This is a genomic window from Nocardia sp. NBC_01009, assembly GCF_045208035.1.
Lineage (GTDB): Bacteria > Actinomycetota > Actinomycetes > Mycobacteriales > Mycobacteriaceae > Nocardia.
Window position 1 is genome coordinate 5579272 of the sequence record NZ_CP108695.1, and the last position, 26241, is coordinate 5605512.

The 26241-nt window shown below is 65.3% G+C and carries 21 protein-coding genes and 1 pseudogene; 12 read left to right on the top strand and 10 right to left on the bottom strand.

All coding sequences use genetic code 11. The features are described 5' to 3' along the window. The first annotated feature begins 38 nt into the window (after positions 1 to 38). From OHA42_RS24925 to OHA42_RS24940, 4 genes are all read left to right on the top strand, one after another. Positions 39 to 491: a winged helix-turn-helix transcriptional regulator gene (locus OHA42_RS24925; RefSeq protein WP_406230269.1), complete on the top strand. Its 453-nt coding sequence runs from the start codon at positions 39 to 41 to the stop codon at positions 489 to 491. A 1-nt stretch (position 492) separates the two neighbouring features. Next, a complete protein-coding gene (locus OHA42_RS24930) occupies positions 493 to 786 on the top strand; it encodes a recombinase family protein (protein WP_406230270.1) in 294 nt (97 codons plus the stop codon). A gap of 82 nt (positions 787 to 868) precedes the next feature. Beyond that, positions 869 to 1639 carry an SDR family NAD(P)-dependent oxidoreductase gene (locus OHA42_RS24935; protein ID WP_406230271.1) on the top strand — a complete coding sequence of 257 codons (771 nt, stop codon included), beginning with the start codon at positions 869 to 871 and terminating at the stop codon, positions 1637 to 1639. Between the two features lie 60 nt (positions 1640 to 1699). Continuing rightward, positions 1700 to 2689, top strand: coding sequence for a zinc-binding alcohol dehydrogenase family protein (locus OHA42_RS24940; protein WP_406230272.1), 990 nt, complete (start codon positions 1700 to 1702; stop codon positions 2687 to 2689). A gap of 12 nt (positions 2690 to 2701) precedes the next feature. Here OHA42_RS24940 and OHA42_RS24945 read toward each other — a convergent pair whose 3' ends face one another. Next, entirely contained in the window at positions 2702 to 3610 is a 909-nt protein-coding gene (locus tag OHA42_RS24945) for an NADP-dependent oxidoreductase (protein ID WP_406230273.1), read from the bottom strand. 67 nt (positions 3611 to 3677) lie between these two features. On the opposite strand from OHA42_RS24945, the gene OHA42_RS24950 reads away from it, so the two are divergent. Then, positions 3678 to 4097, top strand: a complete 420-nt coding sequence (locus OHA42_RS24950) for a winged helix-turn-helix transcriptional regulator (RefSeq protein WP_406230274.1) — start codon at positions 3678 to 3680, stop codon at positions 4095 to 4097. Here the strand turns inward: OHA42_RS24950 and OHA42_RS24955 are convergent. The 4 genes from OHA42_RS24955 to OHA42_RS24970 form a co-directional block, all read right to left on the bottom strand. Beyond that, positions 4094 to 6046: a GMC family oxidoreductase N-terminal domain-containing protein gene (locus OHA42_RS24955; RefSeq protein ID WP_406230275.1), complete on the bottom strand. Its 1953-nt coding sequence runs from the start codon at positions 6044 to 6046 to the stop codon at positions 4094 to 4096. The genes OHA42_RS24950 and OHA42_RS24955 overlap by 4 nt on opposite strands. 129 nt (positions 6047 to 6175) lie before the next feature. Further along, positions 6176 to 6568 (bottom strand): hypothetical protein, encoded by a 393-nt coding sequence (locus tag OHA42_RS24960; RefSeq protein ID WP_406230276.1) that lies wholly within the window; start codon positions 6566 to 6568, stop codon positions 6176 to 6178. Between the two features lie 67 nt (positions 6569 to 6635). Continuing rightward, positions 6636 to 7460 carry an SAM-dependent methyltransferase gene (locus tag OHA42_RS24965; RefSeq protein ID WP_406230277.1) on the bottom strand — a complete coding sequence of 275 codons (825 nt, stop codon included), beginning with the start codon at positions 7458 to 7460 and terminating at the stop codon, positions 6636 to 6638. A 20-nt stretch (positions 7461 to 7480) separates the two neighbouring features. Further along, entirely contained in the window at positions 7481 to 8383 is a 903-nt protein-coding gene (locus OHA42_RS24970) for a helix-turn-helix domain-containing protein (protein ID WP_406230278.1), read from the bottom strand. Between the two features lie 153 nt (positions 8384 to 8536). Between OHA42_RS24970 and OHA42_RS24975 the strand changes: the two genes are divergently transcribed. The 5 genes from OHA42_RS24975 to OHA42_RS24995 all read left to right on the top strand — a co-directional run bounded on the left by OHA42_RS24975 (position 8537) and on the right by OHA42_RS24995 (position 14243). Further along, positions 8537 to 8803: a hypothetical protein gene (locus tag OHA42_RS24975; RefSeq protein ID WP_406230279.1), complete on the top strand. Its 267-nt coding sequence runs from the start codon at positions 8537 to 8539 to the stop codon at positions 8801 to 8803. A gap of 62 nt (positions 8804 to 8865) precedes the next feature. After that, positions 8866 to 9360, top strand: a complete 495-nt coding sequence (locus OHA42_RS24980) for a DUF4254 domain-containing protein (protein WP_406230280.1) — start codon at positions 8866 to 8868, stop codon at positions 9358 to 9360. A 355-nt stretch (positions 9361 to 9715) separates the two neighbouring features. After that, positions 9716 to 10543, top strand: coding sequence for an FAD binding domain-containing protein (locus OHA42_RS24985; protein ID WP_406230281.1), 828 nt, complete (start codon positions 9716 to 9718; stop codon positions 10541 to 10543). Further along, positions 10540 to 13257, top strand: coding sequence for a molybdopterin-dependent oxidoreductase (locus OHA42_RS24990; protein WP_406230282.1), 2718 nt, complete (start codon positions 10540 to 10542; stop codon positions 13255 to 13257). The genes OHA42_RS24985 and OHA42_RS24990 overlap by 4 nt, the downstream gene beginning before the upstream one ends. A gap of 17 nt (positions 13258 to 13274) precedes the next feature. After that, on the top strand, positions 13275 to 14243 hold the full coding sequence (locus OHA42_RS24995) for an antibiotic biosynthesis monooxygenase (RefSeq protein WP_406230283.1): 969 nt from the start codon (positions 13275 to 13277) through the stop codon (positions 14241 to 14243). 15 nt (positions 14244 to 14258) lie between these two features. Here OHA42_RS24995 and OHA42_RS25000 read toward each other — a convergent pair whose 3' ends face one another. The 3 genes from OHA42_RS25000 to OHA42_RS25010 form a co-directional block, all read right to left on the bottom strand. Next, positions 14259 to 17435, bottom strand: coding sequence for a multicopper oxidase domain-containing protein (locus OHA42_RS25000; protein ID WP_406230284.1), 3177 nt, complete (start codon positions 17433 to 17435; stop codon positions 14259 to 14261). Positions 17436 to 17566: 131 nt separating this feature from the next. Then, a complete protein-coding gene (locus OHA42_RS25005) occupies positions 17567 to 17740 on the bottom strand; it encodes a hypothetical protein (protein WP_406230285.1) in 174 nt (57 codons plus the stop codon). Positions 17741 to 17835: 95 nt separating this feature from the next. After that, positions 17836 to 18531, bottom strand: a complete 696-nt coding sequence (locus tag OHA42_RS25010) for a TetR/AcrR family transcriptional regulator (RefSeq protein ID WP_406230286.1) — start codon at positions 18529 to 18531, stop codon at positions 17836 to 17838. A 128-nt stretch (positions 18532 to 18659) separates the two neighbouring features. Between OHA42_RS25010 and OHA42_RS25015 the strand changes: the two genes are divergently transcribed. Both OHA42_RS25015 and OHA42_RS25020 read left to right on the top strand, forming a co-directional pair. Continuing rightward, positions 18660 to 19589, top strand: a complete 930-nt coding sequence (locus tag OHA42_RS25015) for an NAD-dependent epimerase/dehydratase family protein (protein ID WP_406230287.1) — start codon at positions 18660 to 18662, stop codon at positions 19587 to 19589. Positions 19590 to 19698: 109 nt separating this feature from the next. Then, positions 19699 to 21438: a GMC family oxidoreductase N-terminal domain-containing protein gene (locus OHA42_RS25020; protein ID WP_406230288.1), complete on the top strand. Its 1740-nt coding sequence runs from the start codon at positions 19699 to 19701 to the stop codon at positions 21436 to 21438. A gap of 7 nt (positions 21439 to 21445) precedes the next feature. On the opposite strand, the gene OHA42_RS25025 is transcribed toward OHA42_RS25020, so the two are convergent. Both OHA42_RS25025 and car read right to left on the bottom strand, forming a co-directional pair. Then, positions 21446 to 22102, bottom strand: a complete 657-nt coding sequence (locus OHA42_RS25025; RefSeq protein WP_406230289.1) for a hypothetical protein — start codon at positions 22100 to 22102, stop codon at positions 21446 to 21448. A gap of 301 nt (positions 22103 to 22403) precedes the next feature. Beyond that, a pseudogene (gene car / locus OHA42_RS25030) lies at positions 22404 to 25908 on the bottom strand (carboxylic acid reductase). Positions 25909 to 26241 lie beyond the last annotated feature (333 nt).

A 26241-nucleotide genomic window follows, 5' to 3' on the forward strand; every position in this document is an offset into this window, starting at 1 on the left:
ATAATGGTTTCGAATTGCAACCCAAGAAGAGGTCACCCATGGCACCCACATCCAGCGTCGACCGCGAGTGGACCGACCCCACATGCCCAGTCGCTCGAACCGTCGACCTGGTGGGCGACCGGTGGAGCCTCCTCATCGTTCGCGACGCCATGGACGGACCGGCATCATTCACCGAATTCCGGCAGCGACTCGGGATCGCCCGCAACATCCTCACCGACCGCCTCCGCCGACTCCTCGACCACGGCATCCTCACCACCAGCGCCACCCCGAGCGGCAAACGACACGTCTACGAGCTGACCCAAGCCGGCCAGGACCTGTTCACCACCATCGTCGCCATGCGGCAGTGGGGAGAACGCCACGCCTTCACCGACGACGAGCCCCACTCGACACTCGTAGACCGCGACGGCCGACGCATCGCCGAGCTACACCCCCAAAGCCAGACCGGAGCGCGGGTCACTGCCGAAACCACCGACGTGCGGCGAACAGACTGAGATGAAGCATCGTGAGTCGGAAACGATCGTTGAGTCCCACCGACGGCCGCGTCGACATCCTCCGGAAATCCGCAGCTTGCGCGACATACGCCTTGGGCCACAACCCATTTGCGATATCTGCGGGACACAACCGGACGTGTCGACCCTTTGTGGGACAGTCCGGGGCACGGCGCGGTTCGGATACGCGCGGGTGTCGACCCGCAGGCAGAAAGATGACTCGCAGATTGATGCCCTCAATGCCGCTGGGTGCGAACGGAACTGGGTAGACAGGGCCTCCGGCAAGCTCGCCCGGTAGCGCGGGCTTGCCGACGCGGCCCATTAGCTGAGGCGTCTCGTAGGCCGACACCGTCCGCTCACAACACTGGGGAGCGATCATCATGGCTACACCGAGTTTTGCCGGAAAGTCCTGTGTCGTCACCGGCGCCGCCAGCGGCATCGGCAACGCCACCGCCGTACTGTTGGCCCGCCGCGGCGCTGCCGTCACCGCCACCGACATCAATGAGGTCGGCCTGGACACGCTGCGCCGGACGCTGGCCGCGGAGGGCCACACCATAGTGACCGTCACCGGAGACGTCTCCCGGCCCGAGAACGCGCGCACGATGATCCGCACTGCAGTCGACGCCACCGGCCGATTGGATGTGGTCGTTGCGAATGCCGGGATCATCCCGCTGTCGAGCATTGTGGAAACCAGCGCAGCGGACTGGGACCGCGTCATGGCGGTAGACGGTCGCGGCATGTTCCTGACCTGCAAATACGCCATCGAGCATATGACGGCCAGTGGATGCGGCGGCGCCATCGTGTGTGTGTCGTCCATCAGCGGCCTGGCAGGGCAAGCTCGGCAAGCCGCCTACGGTCCCGCAAAATACGTCGCCTCCGGCCTCACCAAACATCTCGCCATCGAATGGGCGACCAGTGGGATTCGCGTGAACGCGGTCGCTCCGGGCACCATCCGCACCGAACGCGTCCGGGCGTTGGAAGAGGAGCCGGGCGGACCCGAGTACATTTCCGATATGGCGAGCAAACACCCCATGGGCAGGCTCGGCGAACCCGACGAAGTAGCCGAAGCCATCGCTTTCCTGGCCTCTGACGCCGCATCCTTCATCACCGGCGTGATCCTCCCCGTCGATGGCGGTTATCTCGCCCAATAATGGTGTGATCACCGCGGAGTGTTCGATAGCGCCGAACATCTATGTGAGGAGCGTGCCCAGATGACCGAAGCACCCGAAACGATGCGCGCGGCGGTATTGGACGCACCCGGACCGCCCGAGGCGCTGCGCTTGCGTATCCTGCCGATACCGACTCCACAGCGCGGCCAGGTGCTGATCCGCGTCCGGGCATTCGGGCTCAATCGTTCCGAGTTGCATACCCGGCTCGGGCTCGCCGAGGGGGTGACCTTTCCGCGTGTGCTCGGGATCGAAGCCGTTGGCGAGGTCGCGGCCTGCCCAGGTGGCGAGTTCGAGACCGGGCAGCAAGTCGCCGCGATGATGGGCGACATGGGGCGCACCTACGACGGCGGCTACGCGGAATACACCTGTGTCCCTGTCGCACAGGTCATTCCGTTCAGCAGCGACCTGGACTGGGCCACGCTGGGTGCGGTGCCGGAAATGCTGCAGACGGCCTACGGCTCGCTCACGGTCGGCCTCGACGCCCAGCGCGGCCAATCGATCCTGATCCGCGGCGGCACCTCCTCGGTGGGGATGGCCACCGCAATTCTCGCTGAACAGCGCGGCATGACCGTGCTCTCGACCACCCGCAATCCGGCCAAGGCCGCGGCGCTGACGGCCATCGGCGTCGATCATGTCCTCCTCGACACCGGTGAGATCGCGAAGCAGGTGCGCGAGCTGATCGACGGCGGCGTCGATACCGCATTGGAGCTCGTCGGCACGCCGACCCTGCCCGACACGTTGCGCGCCACGCGATTTCACGGCGTGGTCTGCTTCACCGGCATGCTGTCGAATCAGTGGACCGTCGAAAACTTCTATCCCATCGGCTATCTTCCGCGCGGCGTCCGGCTCGCGGCCTACGGTGGCGATGTGGGCGATCTGCCTGCGGAGGTCCTGCAGGGCTTCCTGGACACCGTCGCCTCGGGCATGGCGCAGGTTCCCCTCCACCGTGTCTTCACCCTCGACCAGATCCAGGAAGCGCACGCCTATCTGGAATCGGACCGCGCCACCGGCAAACTCGTCGTCACCACCTGACCGCGCGCATGCTCAGTGTGGCGGGTTCCATGGGATCAAGACGATCTTTCCCCGGACCCGGCCGGACTCGCTGAGTTGATGAGCTTTTGCGACCTCCGACAGGCTCATCACCTGATCTATCTCGACGCGGAGTTCGCCACGTTCGACAGCGGCCGTGATCTCCTCCAGACCGGTGCCCGACGGCACGACATAGTGGCGGCGATACCGAGGGTCGGTTTCGGCATCGTTGCCCTGCGCATCAATGAGGCGACCGCCCGGAGCCAGCACCGGCAGTGAGCGCGAGCCGTATTCCCCGCCGACAAGATCGAGCACTACGTCGATGTTCTGCACTGCGGTGGCGAAATCGGTTGTGGTGTAGTCGATCAGCTCGTCGGCCCCGATGTCGCGGAGGAATTCGTGGTTGCTGCCGCGGGCGGTGCCGACCACATGCGCGCCGCGGACTTTGGCTATCTGTACCGCAAGATGGCCTACTCCACCCGCAGCCGCGTGCACGAGCACCCGCTGGCCCGGGCGGAGATCCGCGAGGGCCTGCCAGGCCGTCAGCGCGGCGGTCGGCAATGCCGCTGCGTGCACGTGATCGAGGGTCGTCGGTTTGGCGGCAAGGGCAACCTCCTGTGCGACAACATATTCGGCGTACGCGCCGAATCGGCTGAACACCACGCCGTGCACCTCGGCGCCGAGCTGGAACCGCGTCGTGCCCGGACCGAGCTCTTCCACGACTCCGGACACATCGAAGCCAAGAGTGAAGGGCGGATCTCCGAGTTCGCGGATCAATCCCGACCGCACCTTCCAGTCCGCCGCGTTCACCGCGGTCGCGGCCACCCGGACCAGCACCTCGCCCGCCCCGGGTCGAGGCCGATCGACCTCCACCGCCTCGAGAACTTCGGGACCGCCGTATGTCTTCTGTGTAATTGCCAGCATGCCCATGATTCTCAGGCGGTCTAGTATCAATTGGGAAGAAGGCACCTTTTCGATACCGAGGTACCCAATGGAAACTACCTGGGAGTGGGAACCCTCCCCGAACCTGGTCGAAAGCTACCTCCGGCACTGCCCGGCGCGGGATGTACTCAGCGTCCTCGCGGACAAATGGGTGCTGCTGGTGCTCGGCGTACTGCGCAAGAGCGAGGGCCCGATACGGTTCAACGACCTGCGGCGCCGTCTCGACGGCATTACCCAGAAGATGCTCACCAAGACCTTGCGCGGTCTGGAACGCGACGGCCTCGTCCGCCGCGACGTGTATCCGACAGTCCCGCCCCGCGTGGAGTATTCGCTCACCGAACTCGGCGCCAGCCTCGGCGAACTCAGCCACGCCATGGGCATGTGGTCGGAGCGGCACCACATCGAAATCCTCACCGCCCGTGAGGATTTCGATGCGAGGGCGGCGCGGGAGCCCGAGCCGCTCCGCTAACGCAAGCGCGCAGCGAGCCGGGTGGCGTTCATATAGGCGATGGCTTCGATCGACACCATCGGATTCACACCGGATGCGGTGGGGAAGCAGGATCCGTCCGCGACAACGAGATTCGAGTAACCCCACACCACACCATCGGGGTCGGTGGCCGAATCCGCCGCGGATCCACCCATCCTGGCCGAGCCCATGATGTGCAGCGCGCCCATCGCGCACCGACCGGGGTCGTAGCCCGCACTGTGGCACTGGGCGACGAATTCGTCGTAGGAACCCTGCACACCCGGCTCGTATGCCGGCCCCGCCTGGTGTCCCGAGGAGATTCGCCGCGCTCCCGCAGCTTCGAGAAGTCTTGCAGCGCCTTCGATTCCGGCGTGCATATGTTTCTTGTCGTACTCCGACAATCGGTACCGGACCACTGCTTCGCCATCGCGATCGGTCGACACCTGGCCGTGATCGCGGTCGCGTGTGATGACCCCCACTGCGACGGTGTGCGCGAGATTCAGCATGGCATCGCGATGCTGAGCGCCACCACTCCAATTCATGAAGCCCACCGACATGGCCGGTGTCATGGGCCCGGTCTCGTAGATGACGCCGTAACCCGCGCCGTCCAGGTCGGCATGCTGCGTCGAGTAGCGGGTCTGCATGCCGCCTTCCCACGGCCGTATCTCTTCGTCGAACGTCCCGAACACCGCGGTGGCCGGGTGCAACCGCAGGTATCGGCCGATATTCTTGCCGGTGATGCCGGATCTGCCCAGCAGCGCAGGCGTCTGAATCGCGCCCGCGGCAACGACAACAGCGCGGGATCTGATGGTGATCGACTTTCCGTCGGTGGTGACGGCTTCGACACCGGCCGCGGAACCATTGTCCACCACGATCTTTCGCACATCGGTGCCGATCAGGATGCGCGCGCCGTTTTCGGCGGCGTCGGCCAGCCACGTCTTCGCGACAGATTGTTTGGCGCCGATCCGACAGCCGAACCCGCAACGACCGCACTCGATTCCAGCATCACAATTGCGGACATTCCGCGGCATCGCATCGATATGCCATCCGAGCTCGGTCGCACCGCGCTCCAGCACAGTGTCGCGGGCGGAGATGGCGGAATGGTCGCGATTCACCGAGATCCTGCGCTCCACCGCGTCCAGCGCCTCGGTGAACTCGTCGGCGGCAAACTGCTTGGCGCCCAGGCTCGCCCATTCGTCGCGCACCGAGTCGGGTGTGCGGAACGACGTGGTCCAGTTGACGACGGTACCGCCACCGAGGCAGGTGCCTGCCACGAGACCGAGTTGCCCCTCGGCAGTGGTGGCTGGACCCGGAGCGTACAAACGCAGCAATCCGTCGAGCTCACCGGAACCGAAGTTCGCGTCGTCGTAATAGCCGCCGCGTTCGACGACCACCACTGCCAGACCGGCCGCGGCAAGCACCCCGGCCGCGGTCCCGCCGCCTGCGCCGGACCCGATCACCACGACGTCGCAATCCAGGGTGGTGTCCTCGGTCGGCTGCACCGGCCGCAATCCTGGGGCGGGCGCGTCGGGCAGCGGTCCCGGCGGCGGTGTGAATCCCATTCGCTCCCAGGCGGGATGGATGCCTGTCGGCCCGGAGGCCACGTAGTAGGCCGTGATTGCCGCGGACTTCAGCGCCTGGAACAACGCGCGCTTACGAGCGATACGGGAGCTACCGAGGCCGAGCAGTGCCTGCTCACGGTCCTGCGGCGTCAGCGAGGAGAAGCGGCGCGCGCCGCGGCCAGTGAGTAGACCGAACGTGCGGGAATCCCAGGCATTCAGCAGCAGGTCGAAAGCCTTCCCGTCGGCCGCACTCGGATTGCGCTCGAGCAACTGCTCGACGACATCGACCGCGCCTATCTGCGTCGCGGACGGCAGCTCGGCCCCGTCTCCCGGTGTGAAGGTATCGCAGATGAGGCCGAGCGTGGCTCGCTGCTTGGCAGTCAATGGCATGACGAGAAGCATATTGCCCAACTGACTCAATGGCAGCAAAAGCGTTCCCAAAGACGGCGGCGCACAGTCGTTACGACAGTGACTCGGGCAACAGCACCGCGGTCGCCCGAGTGACACGTGGGCACGGCGTCAGCGGAACCGGGTCCGCTCGAATTCCCGATTGAGCACTCCCGAACGGAATGCCTCGACCTCCGCCGCGCTGAAGTGCAGTTCCACGCCGTCGACCGGCTGCGGTGCGGCAGCATCCGCACGGAATACGTAAACGCCGTCGTCATGTCGCGTGGTCAAGTACAGGTCGGCTCGCCCGGCACGTAGGCCCTCTTGAAAAGAGTCGAACTGCTGATCGGTGAAATACAGCAGCTGCTCGCCGGGCAGGGCCGTATCCAGGCTGGTGTGCTCGGCGGCCAGTTTGTCGTCCCAGACGGCGGTCCAGCCGTCCCGGCGGGCGACTCGGACGCAGTTCTGGTTGGGTGAACTGGCCGCAGCCTTGATGAATTCGCCAATAGTGAAGGTCGGCTCCATTGTCGTTCCTTTCTACGGGGTAAAGCTGGGGCGGCACAGGGACTCACGAGTCCTTGCCCGCCCCGTGTTACGGCATATAGCCGACGGCGGCGAAATTACACGGCCGCGCCGGATGATCGACATCGACGGCTAGGTCCGGTCGCCAGTCCGGGGCGTAGACGATGCCGGGCTCGACCAGTTCGAAGCCGTCGAAGAGCGCCGCGAACTGCGCGCGACTGCGCAGCGTGACCGGATCCGAGGTTTCGTCGTACAGCTCGGCGGCCGAAGCCATCTGCCGCTGTATCTCGGTGCCCACGTCCTCCAGCGACACATGGGCCATGGCTGCGTAGCTGCCGGACGGCAGCCGGTCGCGCAATCGAGCCATCAGCTCCAGCGGCCGTTCGGACTCCGCCACGAAGGGCCACACGCTCACGATCAGCAAGCCGACCGGCTGGTCGAAGTCGATGAGACGGCGCGTGTCCGCGTGATCGAGGATCGCATCGGGGTGGCGCAGGTCGGCTTCGACGATGGCTGTCGTGTCGAGCGCGTGCTGCTGCAGCAGCAGGTCATGGGCGCGGTTCACCGCTTCCAGGTCGTTGTCGACATAGACGACACGCGCGTCGGGAGCGGACTCGCGGGCGATATCGTGGGTGTTTCCGCCGGTCGGCAGGCCGGAGCCGATGTCGAGAAACTGCCGAATACCCTGCTCGACCATGAATCGCGCAGCGCGCCCGAGGAACTCGCGATTGTGGTGCGCCCAGGTGTCGAGGTGGGAGAAGCGTGCGAAAACCCGTTCGGCGAACAGCTTGTCGGCATCGAAGACCGGTTCGCCGGTCAGGTAGTAGTGGTAGAGGCGGGCGGCCGACGGCACACGCGGGTCGATCTCGCGGGACTCGAAGTCGTTGGTGGCCATGGGGGCTCCTGTTCGTGCGGCTACGACCGGTTGGCTGTTCTGCGACGAAAGGAGCGGGCGACGTGTTCCATGAACTGCCGTGAGTCCTCGGCGCTGAGTGCGGCGGCGCTCAGCCGCGACCACACGGTCTCGCGGCGCGCGACGGCGGGTTTTTCATCGATGTAGCGGATGTCGCCTTGCAGTTCATCGATGGCCATCTCGAGGTCTCCCGCGGCACCGGGCGAAGGCACTCGGATCAACGTGTACCGGTCCTCCATGCCCGCACCGTTGGTCGGGATAGCGAACGGCAGCACCTGGATAAGGATGTTCGGTCGTCGAGACAGCTCGTGCAGGTGCTCGAGCTGATCGAGCATGACGTTGCGATCACCGTATTCGCGACGCAGGCAGGACTCGGACAGAATCGCGCGGAACTCGGGCGGATTACGCTTGACCAGGACTTCCTGCCGGGCCAGTCGCGCCTGTACCGAGTCTTCGACAGTGCTGCCATCGGCCTCGCCCGCGCCGGGGATCTCGGGCTTGTGCAGAGCACGAATGTAGGACTCGCATTGCACGAGCCCGGGCATGATCTCCGACTCGGCCGTGCGTAGCAGATCGGCGTGCGCCTCCAGATCGACAAGTAGTCGTAGCTCTTCGCTGTACGCGCGTCGATGGCTGGTGCTCCAGTAGCCGCGGCGATGATTGTCACGCCTGAGCTCGAGCAGGGTGTCGACGTAGCGTGCGTCACCGAAACCCAGCCCGCCCGCCAACTTTTCGAGATCGCCGACCGAGATCGTGCCAATGCCATTGATGAGCCCATTGATTCGGCTCTGGCCTACCTCGATGATCTTCCCCGCATCGGCCTGACTGATGCCAGCGGTCTTGATCATGTGCTCGATCTCGCGTCCCAGCAACAGTTTTCGTGCGGTCCGCAGTCGCGTAGCCATGGCCCCCAACATATTCAACGGCACCGATATCGCCACTCCGCTTCCTGAAGCGTGATAATCACGGTACATTTAACACATTCACGATATCACGGAACGCCGAGGCAGCGGGTGTCATCGCTCGCAGTCCCCGCAACCGGAGAGGGGCATCGGCTGATGACGACCAGACCGATCGCCGACGACGAGATGCGCAGGAAAGCCTCGGCACCGCAACCCATTTCAGCCCGCAAGCCCGTCTCCGGAACCGTGCCGGCAGCCGGGATGCGGATCGCCGCCGGCCATCACTGCTGCCGGCCCCAAGGCGCCGAACCGGACCTGAACGACCTCACCGCACGAGCGATCCTGGCCGCCGAACACACGCTGCCGTGTGATCGCTGGCTGGCGGCCGCCGCATTCATGTCGGCCGACCTGGACGACGACTAAGGGCATGGATCGAATCCCTAACGGCGACGCCTGTTGGAGCGGCGTCTGCGAGCGGAGCACAGATGACTATCCATGACGCACAACAGTTTCGGCAGCCACAGATGGCAACGGCGGCAGGCAGGCCTGGACTGCTACCGAGCGCCGATGAACTTCTGGACGCAATCCAGGACGACCGGTCGAACAACCACCCACTCGCGGTGTCGGCGAGTCACGCGGGCAGCCTGCACCGCCGACGCATCGACGAGCCCACGCGCACAGCCGAAATCGACACCCACCGATCCACCCTGATGCGCGCGATCGACCTGTGGGTGAGCCGAAACGTGCCGACCGCACACACCGGTCCGACCATGCACACCGAAGGACTCGGGCCCGTCGTCGACCGACTCGCGGAGCGGCTCGTACACGCCGAACACGCCACCCGGGCGCTACCGGAGCACGATACGCGGGCGCGCCGAGCTCGCAATCGTCTCGAAGAAATCCGCCTTGGTTATGACGCACTGATCGCCGAGGTGCTCGGGGGCAAGCGTCAACTCCCCCGCACTGCGGCCCAACGATGATCCGCAGATCGCTGCGACCAGGACATCGATAGCCCCCACGAACCCGACCAACTCGGTCGGAGGTCTTGCGGGGCCGATGGTGCGAGCCCTGGGTGCAGGTCTGCACCGGTCGAATGCCAACGGTGTCGCACCGACACGTCGCGACAGCGCTGGGTGCTGCTCGAGCGTGAGGTCCGAGTCGCGGTAGCACGACCCCTGGTACTACAACGGCATTTTCCTGAGTCGGTGCTGGTAGATCGGGTAAGTTGACGCCAGGCGAACACATGAACGGCGACGCGCCCGACAGGGCGAATAGCGGCAGGATCGAACTCGCGGGCGAGTGGCAGCACGGCACCTTCTTCGAGGGAGCAGCGCTATGGATCTCAACACGATCACCGACATCGTTCGGCGCCCTCCGGACCGACCGGGTGCGGGTTGGCGCGAGGGTGACGCGTGGCTCGCCGGCGGAACATGGTTGTTCTCCACCGAGCAGCCGCAGCTGCGCCGTCTCGTCGATCTCACCGTACTTGGTTGGGACAGTTTGATGCCCAGCGATGCCGGGCTCGAGATCGGCGCGACGTGCACCATCGGTGAGCTGGCGGCCTTCGTGCCGCCCAGCGACTGGCGTGCGGGCTCGCTGTTCGCCACCAGCTGCGAGGCGTTCCTATCGTCGTTCAAGATCTGGAATGCGGCGACTGTGGGTGGCAACATCTGTATGTCGCTGCCCGCAGGCCCGATGATCACCATGACGGTCGCGCTCGAAGCCACGTACACAGTGTGGGCTGCGGACGGGTCCGAACGCGCCGTCGACGCGGCCGCCTTTGTCACGGGCGACCACCGCAATGTCCTCGCCCCCGGCGAGATTTTGCGGCACATCGACATCCCGGTCAGCGCGCTTCGCAAGCGGCACACGCACCGGCGTTTCACCCTCACGCACCTGGGTCGCTCGACGCTGTTCATGATCGCCACCCAGTCGCCCGGCACCGCCGACCTGCTGCTGACCATCACGGCGGGCACCACCCGTCCGGTGCGCCTGACGTTCGACACCATGCCCGACGCCGAGGAACTGCGGCAGTGCATCGATGCGATACCCGAAGACCTGTGGTTCAGCGACCCGAACGGCACGCCCGACCATCGTCACCACCTGGCCCGGCACTTCGCCGAGGAGATCCGCGTCGAACTCGCCGAAGGATGCCCGCCATGACATACACCGTGAACGGAACCACCTTCGACGACGAGCCGAACCCTGGTCAATGCCTGCGCACATTCGTGCGCTCGCTCGGCTACCACGGCGTCAAGAAAGGTTGTGACGCAGGCGATTGCGGTGCGTGCACGGTGTGGCTCGACAACATTCCGGTGCACAGCTGCATCACGCCCGCGTTTCGTGCGGACGGGTGTGCAGTCACGACGATCGAAGGCCTCGGTTCGCCGGAGGACCTGCACCCGATGCAACGGCAGTTCCGCGACGCCCCAGGCTTCCAGTGCGGCTTTTGCACCGCGGGCATGATCATGACCGCGGTGGCGCTCACCGACGCCCAGAAGGCAGACCTGCCCCGCGCACTGAAAGGAAACCTCTGCCGTTGCACCGGCTACCGGGCGATCGAAGATGCGATAAACGGCGTCGCCGAGATCCAGGTCGCCCGGCCGGGCCGAGCAGTCGGCGTGAGCGCCGGCGCGCCGGCGGCCACCGAGGTGGTGACGGGCCGTGCCGAGTTCACGATGGACACGGCCATCGACGGCATGCTGCATCTCGAGGTGTTGCGCTCACCCCACGCCCATGCCCGCATCGTGTCCATCGATAAGACCGCGGCGCTCGCGGTACCCGGTGTGCATCGGGTGTATACCTGGGCGGATGTGCCGCGCAAGCGGTTCACGACGGCGATACACACCGATCACCTCGTCGATCCAAGTGACACCTACATCCTCGACAACACGGTACGTTTCGTCGGTCAACGGGTGGTCGCGGTGCTGGCCGACACCGTCGCAGCCGCGGAAGCGGGCTGCCGCGCGGTGATTGTCGAGTACGAGGTGCTGCCCGCGGTCTTCGACCCGGAAGAGGCGATGGCCGACGGCGCTCCCCCACTGCACGGCTCGGGCGATCCGTTCATGCACGATCCCGAGCACAACATTCTGCTCGAGATCCACGGACACATCGGTGACGTCGAAGCGGGGTTCGCCGAGGCCGACGTGATCCACGAGGGCACATACTTTTCACCGCGCGTGCAGCACACACATCTCGAGACGCACGGATCGATCGCATGGATGGATGACGGTCGCCTGCATGTGCGCACCAGTTCGCAGTCCCCGTCGATCGCCAAAGGCAAGCTCGCCTATCTCTTCGATCTCCGTCCCGATCAGCTGCGCGTGTTCAGCAAGCGGGTCGGCGGTGGGTTCGGCGGCAAGCAAGAGGTTATCTCCGAGGATCTGGTCGCCCTCGCCGCCTTGGACACCGGGCGGCCGGTCTGTCTCGAGTTCACCCGGGAGGAGGAATTCACCACCGCGTCACCGCGACACCCGATGGCGCTCACGATCAAGCTCGGCGCTCGGGCCGACGGCACGCTCACCGCGTTCCAGGTCCGCAATGTGTCGAACACGGGCGCCTATGGCAACCACGGAGGCGAGACCCTGTTCGCGGGTGGGGCCGCCATGGCGATCTACCGTTGCGCCAACAAGAAGTTCGACGCCTACTCGGTCTACACGAACACGGTGCCCAGCGGCGCACTGCGCGGCTACGGCATGACCCAGCCCGCGTTCGCGGTGGAGTCGGCTATCAACGAGCTGGCGATCGCGCTCGACATGGATCCTTTCGAGTTACGGCGGCGCAATATCGTGCGTCCCGGTGACGCCCTCATCGCGCTCGACGACGGGCCCGACGACGTCATGTTCAGCGAGGACGGCCTCTCACAGTGCATCGATCTCGTCGACACGGCCCTCCGGCGCAACGCCGACGCGCCGCCACCGGGAGACGGGTGGCTCATCGGTACGGGTGCCGCCAGCTCGCTGCACGAGACCGCGCCACCGACCGACCATCTCTCCGAGGCATGGCTGACCCTCGGCGATGACGGCGTCTACGAGCTTGCCATCGGCACCGTCGAATTCGGTGAGGGCACCTCGACCGCCCACGTGCAAATCGCGGCCGACCAGCTCGGCACCACGCCGTCGCGGATACGCATCGTGCAGTCCGACACGGACCGAACGGGTTTCGATACGGGGGCATTCGCCAGCGCCGGCCTCTTCGTCGCCGGGAACGCGGTACTGCGGGCAGCCGAGGCCCTGCGCGATCGGATCCTGGCCTTTGCCGCAGCGCATGAGCGGGTCGATGTCGCGTCGTGCTCGATGGACGACGACGGGGTCGTCTGCGACGGCCGCCGCGTGTCCCTGTCCGAGCTGGTCGAGCTGGCGCGTCGGCGCGGCATACGATTGACGGAGGCGCGCAAGGCTTTCGGGTCGCCGCGCAGCGTGGTCTTCAACAGTCACGGCTTCCGCATCGCCGTACACCGGGTGACGGGTGAGATCCGAATCCTCTATAGCGTGCACGCCGCCGACGCAGGAATCGTCATCAACCCGGCGCAGGTGCGTGGCCAGATCGAGGGCGGCGTTGCCCAGGGCATCGGCTTCGCGCTGACCGAGAACTTCCACGTCGACGAAAACGGCGTCATGGTCAATCCGAACCTGCGCAATTACCGCATCCCGACCTATGCCGATATTCCCCGCACCGAGGTGCTCACTGTCGACTCGACCGATTCTGTCGGGCCGATGCATTCGAAGGGCATCGCGGAATGCTGCATCAACCCGGTGGCGCCTGCACTGGCCAACGCACTCGAGGATGCGACGGGGGTCCGATATCGAGCGTTGCCGTTCACGCCGGAGCGCATCTACCGCCGGCTCGACGAAGACACCGGTTTCAGTGCGGGCTGAGCCGTGAGGAGATCGTGATGGAAGCCGACCTCACCGACAATGCCGCGACTGTCATCATCGGCCAGAAGGTGCGCGCCGGTTTCGGGCAGGCTTTCAAAACCTGGCAGCAGGAGTTGAACGACGCGGCCTCCGGTTACGCCGGATTTCTCGGCGCCGAGATCGCCGCCCCGACCGCCGCGCAAACCGAATGGGTCGTGGTCTACCGCTTCGATTCCGTTGCCCACCTGCAGGCCTGGATAAACAGCGCTACCCGTCAGGACTTTCTCGACAAGGGCAGGCAATACTTCGACGGCCCGGCCACCCAGCAGGTCATCAGCGGCGGCACGCAAGCTACGGATCCGCTCGTCACAGTTGTCGTCACCCACCGCGTAAATCACGACAGCGTCGCCGATTTCGTTGCGTGGCAGAAGCACCTGACCCAGGAGGAAGCCAAATTCGAAGGCTTCCGCGGCAGCGAGCTCTTCCGTCCCATCGAAGGCATTCAGGACGAATGGACCGCGCTCTACCGCTTCGACACCTCCGCGAACCTCGCCAGGTGGCTCACCTCGAACCGGCGCCGGGAACTCCTCGCCGAGGGCGAGAAGTTCAGCGACTTCGAGTTGCGCACCATCGACAATTCGTTCGGCAGCTGGTTCGTCTTCGACGAGAACGGCAACACCGCTCCCGCTCCGTCGGACACCAAGACGGCCATCGCGGTCTGGGTCGGTCTCTACCCGACCGTCGTAGTGCTCACCCTCGCGCTGTCGCCGTTGAAAATGCCGCTGTGGCTCGGGCTGCTCGTCGGCAACCTGTTGTCCAGTTTCATCATGAGTTTCTTCACCATGCCGTACTACGTGAACCGGCTGCTGAAGCGGTGGCTGCGGCCACCCCCGGACGCGCCGGCCGCGAAGACGAACCTCCAGGGCCTCGCAGTTGTCGCCGCACTCACCCTGACCTGGGTCGTCATCTTCTACGTAGTGACCAGGCAGCTCTGGTCCCTCCCCTGACCGGTCGGGTACCCGCTATCGACCGGCGAGCGGTGCAGGCCCGGTCGGTGCGGGAATCGGGGCAAGCGTGTTCAACAGCCGCGGTGACAGGGTCGTAGCACCCTCAGCAGCTCGACTCAGCCCGTACCGTCGGACCTCGCCTCCATTCCCGGCGAGCCCACTGACGAGCAGATCCGCGCCGGCGGTCGTGCTAGTGGTCGCCACCTGTACCCCGGTGCCGCCGACGAAGGGGGCGAATGACGTTGTCTCTCTGAAGGAAACCGCGCCCGGGTGGTGGTTCGGGCTCTCGGTGTACATCGCAGGCTCGCCGTCGAGCCGCGATCCGCTCGACCAGATCCGTACCGTGCCGTCGCCGCCGATCATGCCCGTGACGATGCTTTTCGCCCCGCCCTCGGCGCCGGCCACCCACCCGGTCGAGAGCGTGACACCATCACGGTAGCTCTCGTCGAAGGCCAGGAAATCCGAGGTCATCTTCGGCTCACCCGGACGACCGGCATGCGGCTCTGTCGTGCCTTTCGCCGCCGCGGCGGCGGTCGGCGTGTACAGGTCGTAGTGGAAGGTCTTCACCCGTGGGGCGTCGCCGGGCCCCGGGACTGTCACGATGCTGGCCCGGCCCGAGGAGGTTTCGACCATCCCGGTAGCAACTGTGACCCCAGCCTTCGATCCGGGATACGGCGTGAAGCTCGAGTACAGCTCGGGCGCCTTGCCCGGCTCGCCGGTCAGCGTCGAGGAGAACACGCGCACTGCCGATTCGATGCCTGGACCCGAGCCGACGATGAGGTTGTCAGCCGAACCGTTGCCATCAATATCGGCGCCCGCGACGTTGACGCCACCACGGAAGTCGGACCCGAACGGGGTGAACCGCGCCAGTTCCGTGCCGAAACGTGCACCGCCGACCCCGCTGTACACCACGACCTCGGAGCCGACGCCGGCACCGGTACCAGCGACGAGGTCGAGCACCGCGTCGCCGTTGAGGTCGGTCATGGCAACCGTGGGCGTGCCCATGAAGGAGGGAAACGGCGTGACGGCCGCAACCAACTTGTCGCCGTCGCCGTCGTAGACCTGCACGGTGGCCGGCCGGCCCGGCGCCCCTGCGATCGCCACCGCGTAGGTCGATATCTCGGGGATCACGTTGACGATCGCCATCAGGCCGTTGTCCTCGTGGTTGAGGCGATGGCAATGGATCACGAAGGTGCCGGTGTAGTCGATGAACCTCATCCGCAACGTCACCGAAGCGGGGACCAGTGGGTTCTCGTTCTCGTCGGTCACGGGAGCCGGAACGTTGACGTTGTCCACGCCCCACATCTGCACTCCGGTAACGGATTTCGCAACAGGATCGACGATCTCCATCACCTGCAAGTCGTTGACGTGGATATGCATCGGGTGCTCGTCGTTGTTCAGGTTCGTGATCAACCATTCCTCGACCGAGTTGAGTCGCGGCTGGAGCAACGGGATGTTCGGAAACGTGTTGTCGTCGAACTGGTAGGTGAAAGCCTTGGGATCGCTGTTGCTCGCCTTCTCGTTGCCGAAGCCACCCGAGACCGTCAGCGTGCGCTGCACGGCGGGCATGGTGGCCGACGTGTCCACGAAGGACGTGTAAGCATCGAGCTGCTGGCCGGGCACGAACGGTGTGGTCCGACCCTCGCCACTGTCGGGCCGCACCTGAATGAGCTTCTGGGTGGGGAAGGTGAAAAAGCCGTCCTGGTAGCTGATGACCGACCGGTCGACGCTCACCGTGCCCAGTACGGCGGGCGGCTGGTCGGTGCCGTTGTTCGTGTAGAGCACGCTGGGCTCCGTGCTGGGCCTGGCGTCGGGTGCGGGTGGCATCTCGAGCACCAGATCACCGGATTTCGGCATCGTGACCGCGATCGCGTACCGCGATGCCGGCGGGATGACCAGACGGGTGCCGTCGCCGTCGATCGGCAGGTCGACCTCGGAGAAGGGGACGCCGTCTTGGCCGACGATGGCGAACTTCGGATGGTTGCCGGTCGCCGTTTCGGTCAGCATGACGGGGATATAGGCCATGTCGCTGATGTTCGCCAGAACCCATATCTCGGTCTGACCCGGTTTCAGCTTCAGTGCGGGCTGGAACTGCCCGTTGATCGTGAACTGCACGTCGCGCTGGTTCTCCGGTAGCGCGAGATCCGCGGGGACCGAGATGGGCGGCCGCGACGTAGGACCGCTGATGAAGCTCTGCAGGTTGCTCGGCACGAACTGGTTCTGACCACGGTGGTTGGCCGGCGACAGTGGCCCGCTGTACCAGTTGGTGACATACCGGGAGCCGTTCGTCGTCTCCGCGAAGTTCACCGGGGCCAGACTCGGCCGGTATGTGCCGTCGGCGAGCTGCGATCCCTCCGGAGGCTTCAGCGTGCTCACATACTGCGGCCGATTCGGGTCGTTCAACTGGTGACCGCTGCCCTTGCGATCAAAGACGTAGTTGTACTGCAGCGCCATAGTGCGGATCGGAATGTGATTCCGTGTCACCAGCGGCAGATTGCCGTCGGGCCGTCCGATCTCGAGTAGACCAGCCAGACCCTTGTAGGTCTGCTGAGCAGTCAGCGTGTGGCGATGGCTGTGGTACCAGTACAGGCCGTGGGGCATGTCCTTCGGCAACGCATAGTCGTAGACGTTGCCCTTACCGGCGGGGATGTCGAGCAGGACGTTGTCGACGTTGCCGTCAGGGCTCACATGGAGTCCGTGGGTGTGCAGGTTGAGCGGCGAGGAGGTGAGAGCAGGCGGGTAGATCGGCACGTCTCCACCCGCTGAGGTGAACGCGGGATCGTAGTAGTCCTCGATCGTCAGGTCCTGCAGATCGTTGTCGTAGTGCACGATCAAGCGCTCGCCCGGATCGACATGCAACGTTGGCGCTGGGTAGAGGTTGTCGCCCTTGGTCGAGCCGTCCGAGGCGGCACCTTTGATGACCTCGTAACCGAAGACCAGGAAGTTCGACACAGGTTTCGAGACGGTGTCGAGTGCGACAGTGCCCTGATGGGCCGACAGCCGCACTTCGAGAACGCCCTCCTTGCTCGTGAGCTTCACCGGCTCCCGGTAGGCGACCGGGATGCCGTCGGGACCGACGTTGCCACCGCCCGATGTCCTCGACGCATCGGACCCGCACGCTGCGAGCAGCAACGTGATTGCCGCGGCGACAGCGACAACGGAGACATTCGGCTTCCAGCGATGGGTGACCATAGTTTTCCCGTTCCACAGCTGCGGGTGAGTGGCTACGCTCCAAAGCATCGATCGACGAGTCGAAGACTACTCAGAAGGTGCCCTACCAGCACCGAGTCGGGGAAATGCCGTGGCAGTGCCCGAGGTGCCCATCACCACCCGGGGTCGCCCTCGATCGGAATGTTCACCCAGCTCGGCTGATCCGGGTCGAGCTGGACGTGCTGCGGCTTCAGTCCGCTTTCGTTCAGCAGAGGCCGCAGCGGAATCCCCCGCGAAAAGTTCATGGCGTAGATGTCGATCCGCAGCCTATGGCCTTGTTGCAGCACACCGTCGGTGGCGGCGAGACCGATTTCGAGGATGGTCGGCTCGCCGGGCGGTTACGCCCTTGGCCTATGGCGGATAACTGCTGGCTTGTGCCACATCACGAGAATCCGAGCAGCTCCACCAGCCGGTCGAGCTGCAGCTCGAACAACTCGGACCGATCGGCGAACGTGTCGCGGCCGTACATGTCGAACACATCAAAGCTCACCGCACCGAACATCGCACTCCACACCGTGATCCCGCGCGAGAACAGCCAGTCCGGCGCATCCAGCTCGAACTCGACTCGAATCTGCGCGAAACTCGCTGCCAGCGCGGGAGATACGGTGACAGGCTTGGAGGGCTCGGTGAGCAGTCCGCCGCGATAGGCCTGACCGTAGATCTGCAACAACGCGGCGATCACCCGAACTCCCGGAGAGACGGTCTGTTCGGCGGGCGCGTCGTAGCCCGGAACCGGCGTGCCGAAAAGTAGCCCATACCATGCAGGTTCGGCGAGCGCCCAGGCGTGCAGGGTCCGGCCGACCACCCGCAGCCGTTGCGCCGGGTCTTCGGGGGCTGCCGCAAGCGCCGCGTCCACAGCATCGCCCAGCGCGTTGTAGCCCTCGACGACGAGCAGGGTGAGCAGCTCATCTCGGCTGCGCACATACCGGTATACCGCCGAGGACACGACGCCGAGGTCGCGCGCCACCGCACGCAACGACAGCGCGGCGGCGCCGTCGGTCGCCAGATGTTCGCGGCCGATCCGGACAATATCGGCCATAGTTTGCGCGCGGGCGCGGGCGCGGGGAGTAGTCGGCACGATTCCACCGTGCAATTTCTAGAGAGCATTGTCAACAACCGTGAGCAATGCTCTTGACAATGCAGTGCGACTATCGCATCCTATTCAGAAATAGAGAGCATCGCTCTCTGAAGAGAGTCGGGGAGCCAATGACCGAACTGCACGTCGTCACCGGAGCCGGACCCACCGGTGCCACCATCGCCGATCACCTGGCCGCCGCGGGTAAGCGCGTGCGGTTGCTCACCCGCTCCGGCAGCGGGCCCGAGCATAACCTTATCGAACGGCGCGCAGTGAACGTGACGCTGCCCGAACAGCTTTCGGGCCAATTCGACGGCGCTACCGCCATCTATCACTGCGCAGGCGCCTCGCGCTACGCCGCGAAGACATGGCAAGCCGAGCTGCCCCCCACCGAACAGGCGGTCATGGACGAGGCCGGAAAGGCCGGCACCGTGGTCGTTTTCGCCGAGAATCTCTATTCCTACGGCAAGGTCGAGGGTCCCATCACCGAAACCGGGCCCCGCAATGCCGATTTCGGCAAGCCCGCGGTCCGGACCCAGCTGGTGCGGGCGCGGGCGGCCCACGCCACCCCGACGGTGAGCGTCGCGGCCTCGGACTTCCTCGGCCCTTACGTGCGCGCCTCGGTGGCGGGCGAACAACTCTTCACCCCCATCCTCACCGGCAAGAAGGTGCAGGCGCTCGGCAAACTCGACGTCCCGCACTCCTTTACCTACGTTCCCGATCTCGCCGCCGCCATGATTCGGGCGGCCGCCGAAGAATCGGTCTGGAACACCTTCCTGCATGCGCCGACCGCGCCGCCGATCACCCAGCGCCAACTCATCGTCGCCATCGCCACCGCCGCCGGTGTCACCGTACCCAAGGTGTCCGCCGCGCCGATCACCGTGATCCGACTGTTGGGCCTGTTCAGCGCGCAATTGCGTGAGCTCGCGGAAGTGAGCTACCAGGTCGCGCGCCCGTTCGTGCTCGACTCCAGCGACAGCCAACAGCGGCTCGGCCTGCACCCCACTCCCCTCGACGAGGCCGTCGCCGCCACCGTCGCCTGGTGGAAAACTCAGCAGTGAAATGTCACTGCCTGCTCATATCCACCCGCTGACAGCCCACAATCGGTCGTAACCTACCCAGTAGTAGTGTTAGCGGTGTCACTGGCGACACCGGATCGAGGAGCTCTATATGGACCAGCGAGAGACGGATTTCGACGTACTCGTCGTCGGTTCAGGATTCGGCGGCAGCGTGACCGCGCTGCGGCTGATCGAGAAGGGCTACACGGTCGGCGTGCTCGAAGCCGGTCAGCGCTACGCCGATAGCGAACTGCCCGAGACCAGTTGGGACCTGCGGAAGTTCCTGTGGGCGCCCAAGCTCGGCTGCTACGGCATCCAGCGCATCCACCCGCTGCGCAATGTCCTCATCCTCGGTGGCGCGGGCGTCGGTGGCGGGTCGCTCAACTACGCCAACACGCTGTATGTGCCGCCGGAGCCCTTCTTCCAGGATGCGCAGTGGCGCGACATCACCGACTGGCGTGCCGAGCTCACGCCGTATTACGAACGCGCGCAGAAGATGCTCGGCGTAGTGCGCAATCCGCACATGACTCCGGCCGACGAGATCTTCAAGGAGGTGGCCGAGGATCTCGGCGTCGGCGACACCTTCGTGCAGACTCCGGTCGGCGTGTTCTTCGGTGAGCCGGGCAAGACCGTGGCGGACCCGTATTTCGGCGGTGTCGGCCCTGAACGCACCGGCTGCCTCGAATGCGGTGAATGCATGACCGGCTGCCGGCACGGAGCGAAGAACACGCTCGTCAAGAACTACCTGTATCTCGCGGAAAAAGCAGGTGCGCAAGTGATTCCGATGACGACTGTCACCAAACTGCGCCCGCTGCCGGACGGCACCTGGGACGTCGCGACCGAACGCACCGGCGCGTGGGTGCGCAAGCGTCCCGCGACCTACACCGCGCGTCAGGTCGTCCTGGCGGCAGGCACCCTCGGCACCCAGAAGCTATTGCACGCGATGCGCGACAAGGGTGTGCTGCCCGACCTTTCCGATCGACTCGGCGAACTCACCAGGACGAACTCCGAATCCATCGTCGGAGCGGCGACCAAGAAGGTCACCCCCGGTGTGGATTTCACCAAGGGCGTCGCGATCACCTCCTCCATCCACCCCACCCACGACACGCACATCGAGCCGGTCCGCTATGGCAAGGGCTCCAATGTGATGGGCCTGATGCAGACGCTGATGGTCGATGGTGGCGGCCGGATGCCACGCTGGCTGCGGTTCCTCGGCGTCGTGTTGCGCAACCCGCTCACCCTGCTCACCTTCCTCAGTGTGAAGAACTGGAGTGAGCGCACCATCATCACGCTGGTGATGCAGCACCTGGACAACTCCATCACCACCTACACCAAGCGCGGCCTGTTCGGCCGCAAGCTGACCAGCAAGCAGGGCCACGGCGAACCGAACCCGACCTGGATTCCGGCGGGCAACGATGTCACCCGTCGAGTCGCCGAGAAGATCGGCGGCATCGCGGGCGGCAGCTGGGGCGAGATCTTCAATATCCCTTTGACCGCGCACTTCTTGGGCGGTGCACCGATCGGCGCCGACCGCGAAACCGGTGTCATCGACGCCTACCACCGGGTGTACGGCTATCCGACCCTGAGCGTCGTGGACGGTGCCGCGGTGTCGGCGAATCTCGGTGTCAATCCCTCACTGACGATCACCGCGCAGGCCGAGCGCGCCGCGGCCTATTGGCCGAACAACGGCGAACAGGACACCCGTCCGGCGCAAGGCCTTGCCTATCAACAGATTTCGCCGGTGGCGCCCACGAATCCTGTCGTGCCTGCAGGCACGCCGACCGCGCTGGTGCTGCCGATCGTCGAGATCCGCGGTGGCCGCAGCGCAGCCGACAAGAGTGCGACCGCCTGAATCGCGCTCAGCCAGGGGGCGCGATCTTGGTGATGACGATCGAGCCTTCGCGGTCCGCCACGGCCACGATCTGTCGATAGGTCCGCACGGTCGAATTGGAACGACTCTCGGTGATCACCACATCGAATCGGCCATCACTCATCGGCACGATCAGGACACAGTGCTGACTGCCGGGCGGAATCGACGCGATACCCGCGTCGATCACCTCGATCTTCGGCACCGCCGCGTCCGGTGTGGTGACCGCCCGCGCCGCCTGCCCCGAACGCTCCACGTAGTAGGCGTGCTGGAACGCCAGAATCACTTCCGGCCCGGTCGCGCTCGAACCGATGCCGTTGCCGCGCACCAGCTGTTCGGTCCGGGTCGCCTCACACCCGGGCCGACCGCCGAGTACCGGATCGACAACCGTCGCGGACTGACGCGGGTCGGTCGCCGCGGCGCTGTAGACCAGCACAATCGCCGCTGTCGCCAATGACCCACCGATCGCGAAAGCGCCGAGCCACCAGAATCGCAGTGGTCCGTGGTGCGCGCGATCAGCGCGCCGCCGCGAGCGGCGTTGACGGCTGAGGCTCTGCCGTGGGTCCACGCGCTGGGGCGGCTGGAGCCGCCGTGGCGGCTCCAGCCGCTGTGATATGTCGAGGCGTTGCGGCAGCTCCGAGGAAATCATGCCCGGCCACAACGGTACGGCCGATGCCCTACCCCGGCCGTGACGCGCCGCGATATGGCCGCCGGACCCGGATGTGTTCGACGACGACATCTTTTCGCCGCACCCCCTTCGCCGACGCCCGTGGGCAAGCTCGGGTTTCCTATGAATGCCGTTGTGCAATAACAAGATTGCACACCTTTGCCATTTATGCGACCGAATGACCGATAGATAGCCGAAAGGTGCACCAGTTATCTTCTGGCACACGATGTTTCGGTTACTCCATGCCAACCGCACACGGCCGGAAGGGGATGCCGGGCCGCCCTCAGAGCAGGCCGCGTTGCCGCAGGTCGGAAACGTACTTGTGGATCAGCGACTGCGACAAGTGCGGAATATCGTTGTCGGGGCCGATGTTGGTAGCCTGCACCGCGGCAGCGAAGCCCTTGGCCGGAATCACCGATCCATCGATGGGCAGGCTGGGCCTACGATAGGCGTGCAGCAACGGCAACAGCGAGGCCTGCCGCTGCCACTCGGGCAGACCCCGAAGCGCAGTGTCGAAGCGGGCGAACCACTCTCGATAGTCCTCGATCCGCTGGATCGGGTGACCCGCCTCGATCAACCAGTCGACGAATACGTCGAGCGAGACACCGTCGTCGTGCGGGTTCAGGACATCGAAGGTCTGGAAGCCCGCAGTGGCCTGCGTGCCGAGAGTGGTGATCGCTTCTGCGGTGAAGTCGGCAGGCAGGCCGTCGTAGTGCGCCCGCCGCCGAACGCCGTCGGCAGCTGTCTCGTAGAAGGAATACGGCGCGATGCCGGTGACAAGCAGGCTGATCAACAAACGCGTGAACATGTCGGGCACGTTCAGCTGACCTGCGTAGCGACTGTGGGCCAGGATCATGTCCGACCGGAAAACGGCGACCGGTAGGCCGCAGCGGTCGTGCGCTTCCCGCAGCAGCACTTCGCCCGCCCATTTGCTGTTGCCGTAGCCGTTGGCGTAGCTGTCGTCGACGACGCGCACTGGACTGATCTCGCGGATGTCGCCGTCTTCCTCGAAGATCGCGGGTGGGATCTGAGCGGCCACCGCGACGGTCGAGAGATAGTTGACGGGCTTGAGCTGTGTGGTGATCGCCAGGCGAATGAGTTCCGCGGTGCCGACGACATTGGGTCCGAACAATTGGCTGTAGGGCAAGACATGATTCACCAGCGCGGCTGGATGCACAATCAGGTCGACGCCGTCCGCGAGACGATGCCACGTCGCATCGTCCAAGCCCAGATTCGGTTCTCCGATGTCGCCTGCGAGAACCTCCAGGCTCCGGCTCGCCAAATCCCGAAAATGCCCGAGCAGTCCGGCGTCGCCGCTGTCGAACGCCTCTTCGAGCCGTGCACTCGCCGCCACCGCGTCCCGCCCCCGGACGAGACAAATCAGCGTGCCGCCGGTTCGATCCAGGCGTTCCAACCATTCGAGGCACAGAAATCGACCCAGATACCCGTTCGCCCCGGTCAGCAGAACCGTGCGGGCGGCCGCAGCGCGCGGGAGATCCCCTGCCGCAGTGAGGGTTCCGACGTCGATGAACTTGTCCAGCGTGAGGTCACGGGCTCGGGCTCGGTCGGCCCCGGAACCGTGCACAGCAGCGAACGTCGGACGTTCGGCCGCGGAGTTCTTCGCTGCCTCGATGTACCCGGCCAGCTCATGGAGATCGTTGGCCGGGCTGAGGATGACGCCGACCGGCACCTCCACGCCGAGGATCTCCTGCAGCAGATTCGAAAAGAACAGTGCAGCAAGGGAATCGCCACCGAGATCGGTGAAGTGCACGTCGGGCCGCAAATCCGTGGTCGCGCAGCCGAGCAACGCTCGCGCTGCACGACCGATGGTGGCGAGCACCGGCATGTTCGCCGCCTCGCGCCGCAGCGCGAGCAATTCGTGCGCCTGCCCTTCGGCAAGGTCGGCGTACAGTTGCTGGAGCCGACCCCCCGTAGCGCTCGGTGAGTGCGGGCCGCAACAACTTACCGATGCCGGAGAGCAAGCCGTTGTCGGTAGTGAACGGCGCGGTCTCGATGAGGAAATCGCGTGGAATCTCGTAGGAGTTCAGATTGCTGTCCTTGGCGATCCGTTGCAGCGAATCGGCCAGTGGCACTTTCAGTGCATCCGGGTCGGCGGCGGCGAGTGCGTCCTCGGTAGGAACGATCACCGCAAGCAGGTAGGCGCGTTCGCTGCTGCCGTAGACAAAAATCTGGCGGATCAGCGGACTATTGGCGAAGACGGCCTCGAGACGCGACACGGCCACGAACTCACCCTGCGACAGCTTCAGCACGCTGTTGCGACGATCGACATAGACCAGCTCATCCGGTCCGAGCTCGGCCACAATGTCACCGGTCCGGTAGAAGCCGTCGGCGTCGAAGACCTCCGCGGTGACCTCGGGCCGCTTGTAATACCCGGGAATCATGGTCGAGGTCTTCAGCAGCAGTTCGCCGCGCGAATGCGGCTGATCGGTATGGAAGTAGCCGAGTTCGGGCACATCGACGAGCTTGTAGTCGAGCACCGGTGGCCGCCGCACCTGGTTGTCGATCACGAGACCGCCGCCCGCCTCCGTCGAGCCGTAACCGTCGTGCAGATCCATGTCGAGCAGCGACTCGATGAACACCTTCATCTCCGCGGCCAGCGGTGCGCTGCCGCACACCACCGTCATCAGGCGGCCGCCGAAAAAGTCTTGCCGCAGTTGCGCTTTGACCTCGCCGTCGAGCGCCGCGGGGTCGACACCCGGTGCAGTGCGGCGGTCCATCTCGCTCTGATAGCGCTGAAACACCATCTCGCACAACCGCGGAACGAGAAACAGCTCCGTCGGTCGCGCCAGCGCGATGTCGTCGAACAGCGTCGAAATATCGCTCTTGGCGGTGAAGTAGGCGGTGCCGCCGCGGGCAAGCACTCCAAACAGGGACATGCGCCCCGCGACGTGGCTCATCGGCATGTAGTTGAGATTGATCGCGGATACCGGCGGCGCGCCGAGCCACATCGCCGAGACCAGCCGGTCGGTGTACATCGCGCCTTTCGGCGTACCGGTGCTTCCGGAGGTGTAGATGAGCAAGGCCAGCGGATCGTCCTCGGCCTCGGGGACCACGAGCGGGGCCTGCGGGAGGGTGCGCCCCTGTTCGAGGACGGTCTCCAGTGTTTGGATGTGCACCGCGCTGCCCGCACTCGCGAGCCGTCGGCGCGCGGATTCGAATGCATCGTGCTGGTCGTCGTCTTCGGGGTGGTAGTCGAAAACGATCAGTCGCTGTGGCGATGTGCCTGCCAGAATGCAGTGGACGGCGGTCTCGAGATGTTCCGGAGTCGCCGCCAGAATGCGCGGAGCCGTCTCTGCGATGATGGCCGTCAGTGGGGAGACGGCAGCGCTCGCCTGCAGCGGGACGACAACCGCGCCCAGATGCACACAGGCCAGATCGATCGTGGTGTAGTCGCGGCTGGTGAATCCCAGTATCGCCACGAAATCACCTGTGCACAAAGGCTGTTCGGAATCGTGGTGCCACGCGCTCGCCAGGGCGGCCGCCCGCTCCCACAGTTGGCCGTAGCTGACGGTCTCGAAAACGGGCAGCAATCGCAGCGAACGACGACCCGACGCGGCATCCACGGTGGGCTCGACGGCGCGCTGTCCGAGTGCGGGACGGTCGGCATAGGCCTTCATGATCGCTGCCATGAGCTGCGCAAGGCGCATGTCGGGTTGCCGAATCGCTTCGGTGACGGCGTCGATCGGCTGCGCGTCGCGAATCTGCTGCTCGGCCGCATACAAGTCGGCGATACGTCGCATCAGCCGCTCGCGCGTGTCGGGTGCCATTGCCCGCCTCCTCGGGTCGTTCCTCAACCTTCGGTCGCTTCGTGCACTCACAACAGACACCTTTGTCCAGCAATACGTTAGCTTGCCTAAGTATTCCAGGATGGGCGTGGATCCGGCAATGGGCGAAATCGGCGCAGGTCGCGGCACACGATTCGAAACCCGGCAGTCCAGTTTTCCAGCGTCGAGCCGCCGGATACACGAACCTCTGGCGATGGAAGGCCGTCGGTTGCTTCAATAGATGAGCTGCGGCCGACCACGATGGTCACTGCCCCCGCATCGCCCCCGGGCGCGGTGCGATTCGAATTCCGGCTGGCAGTCGACCCGGCGTCGGAC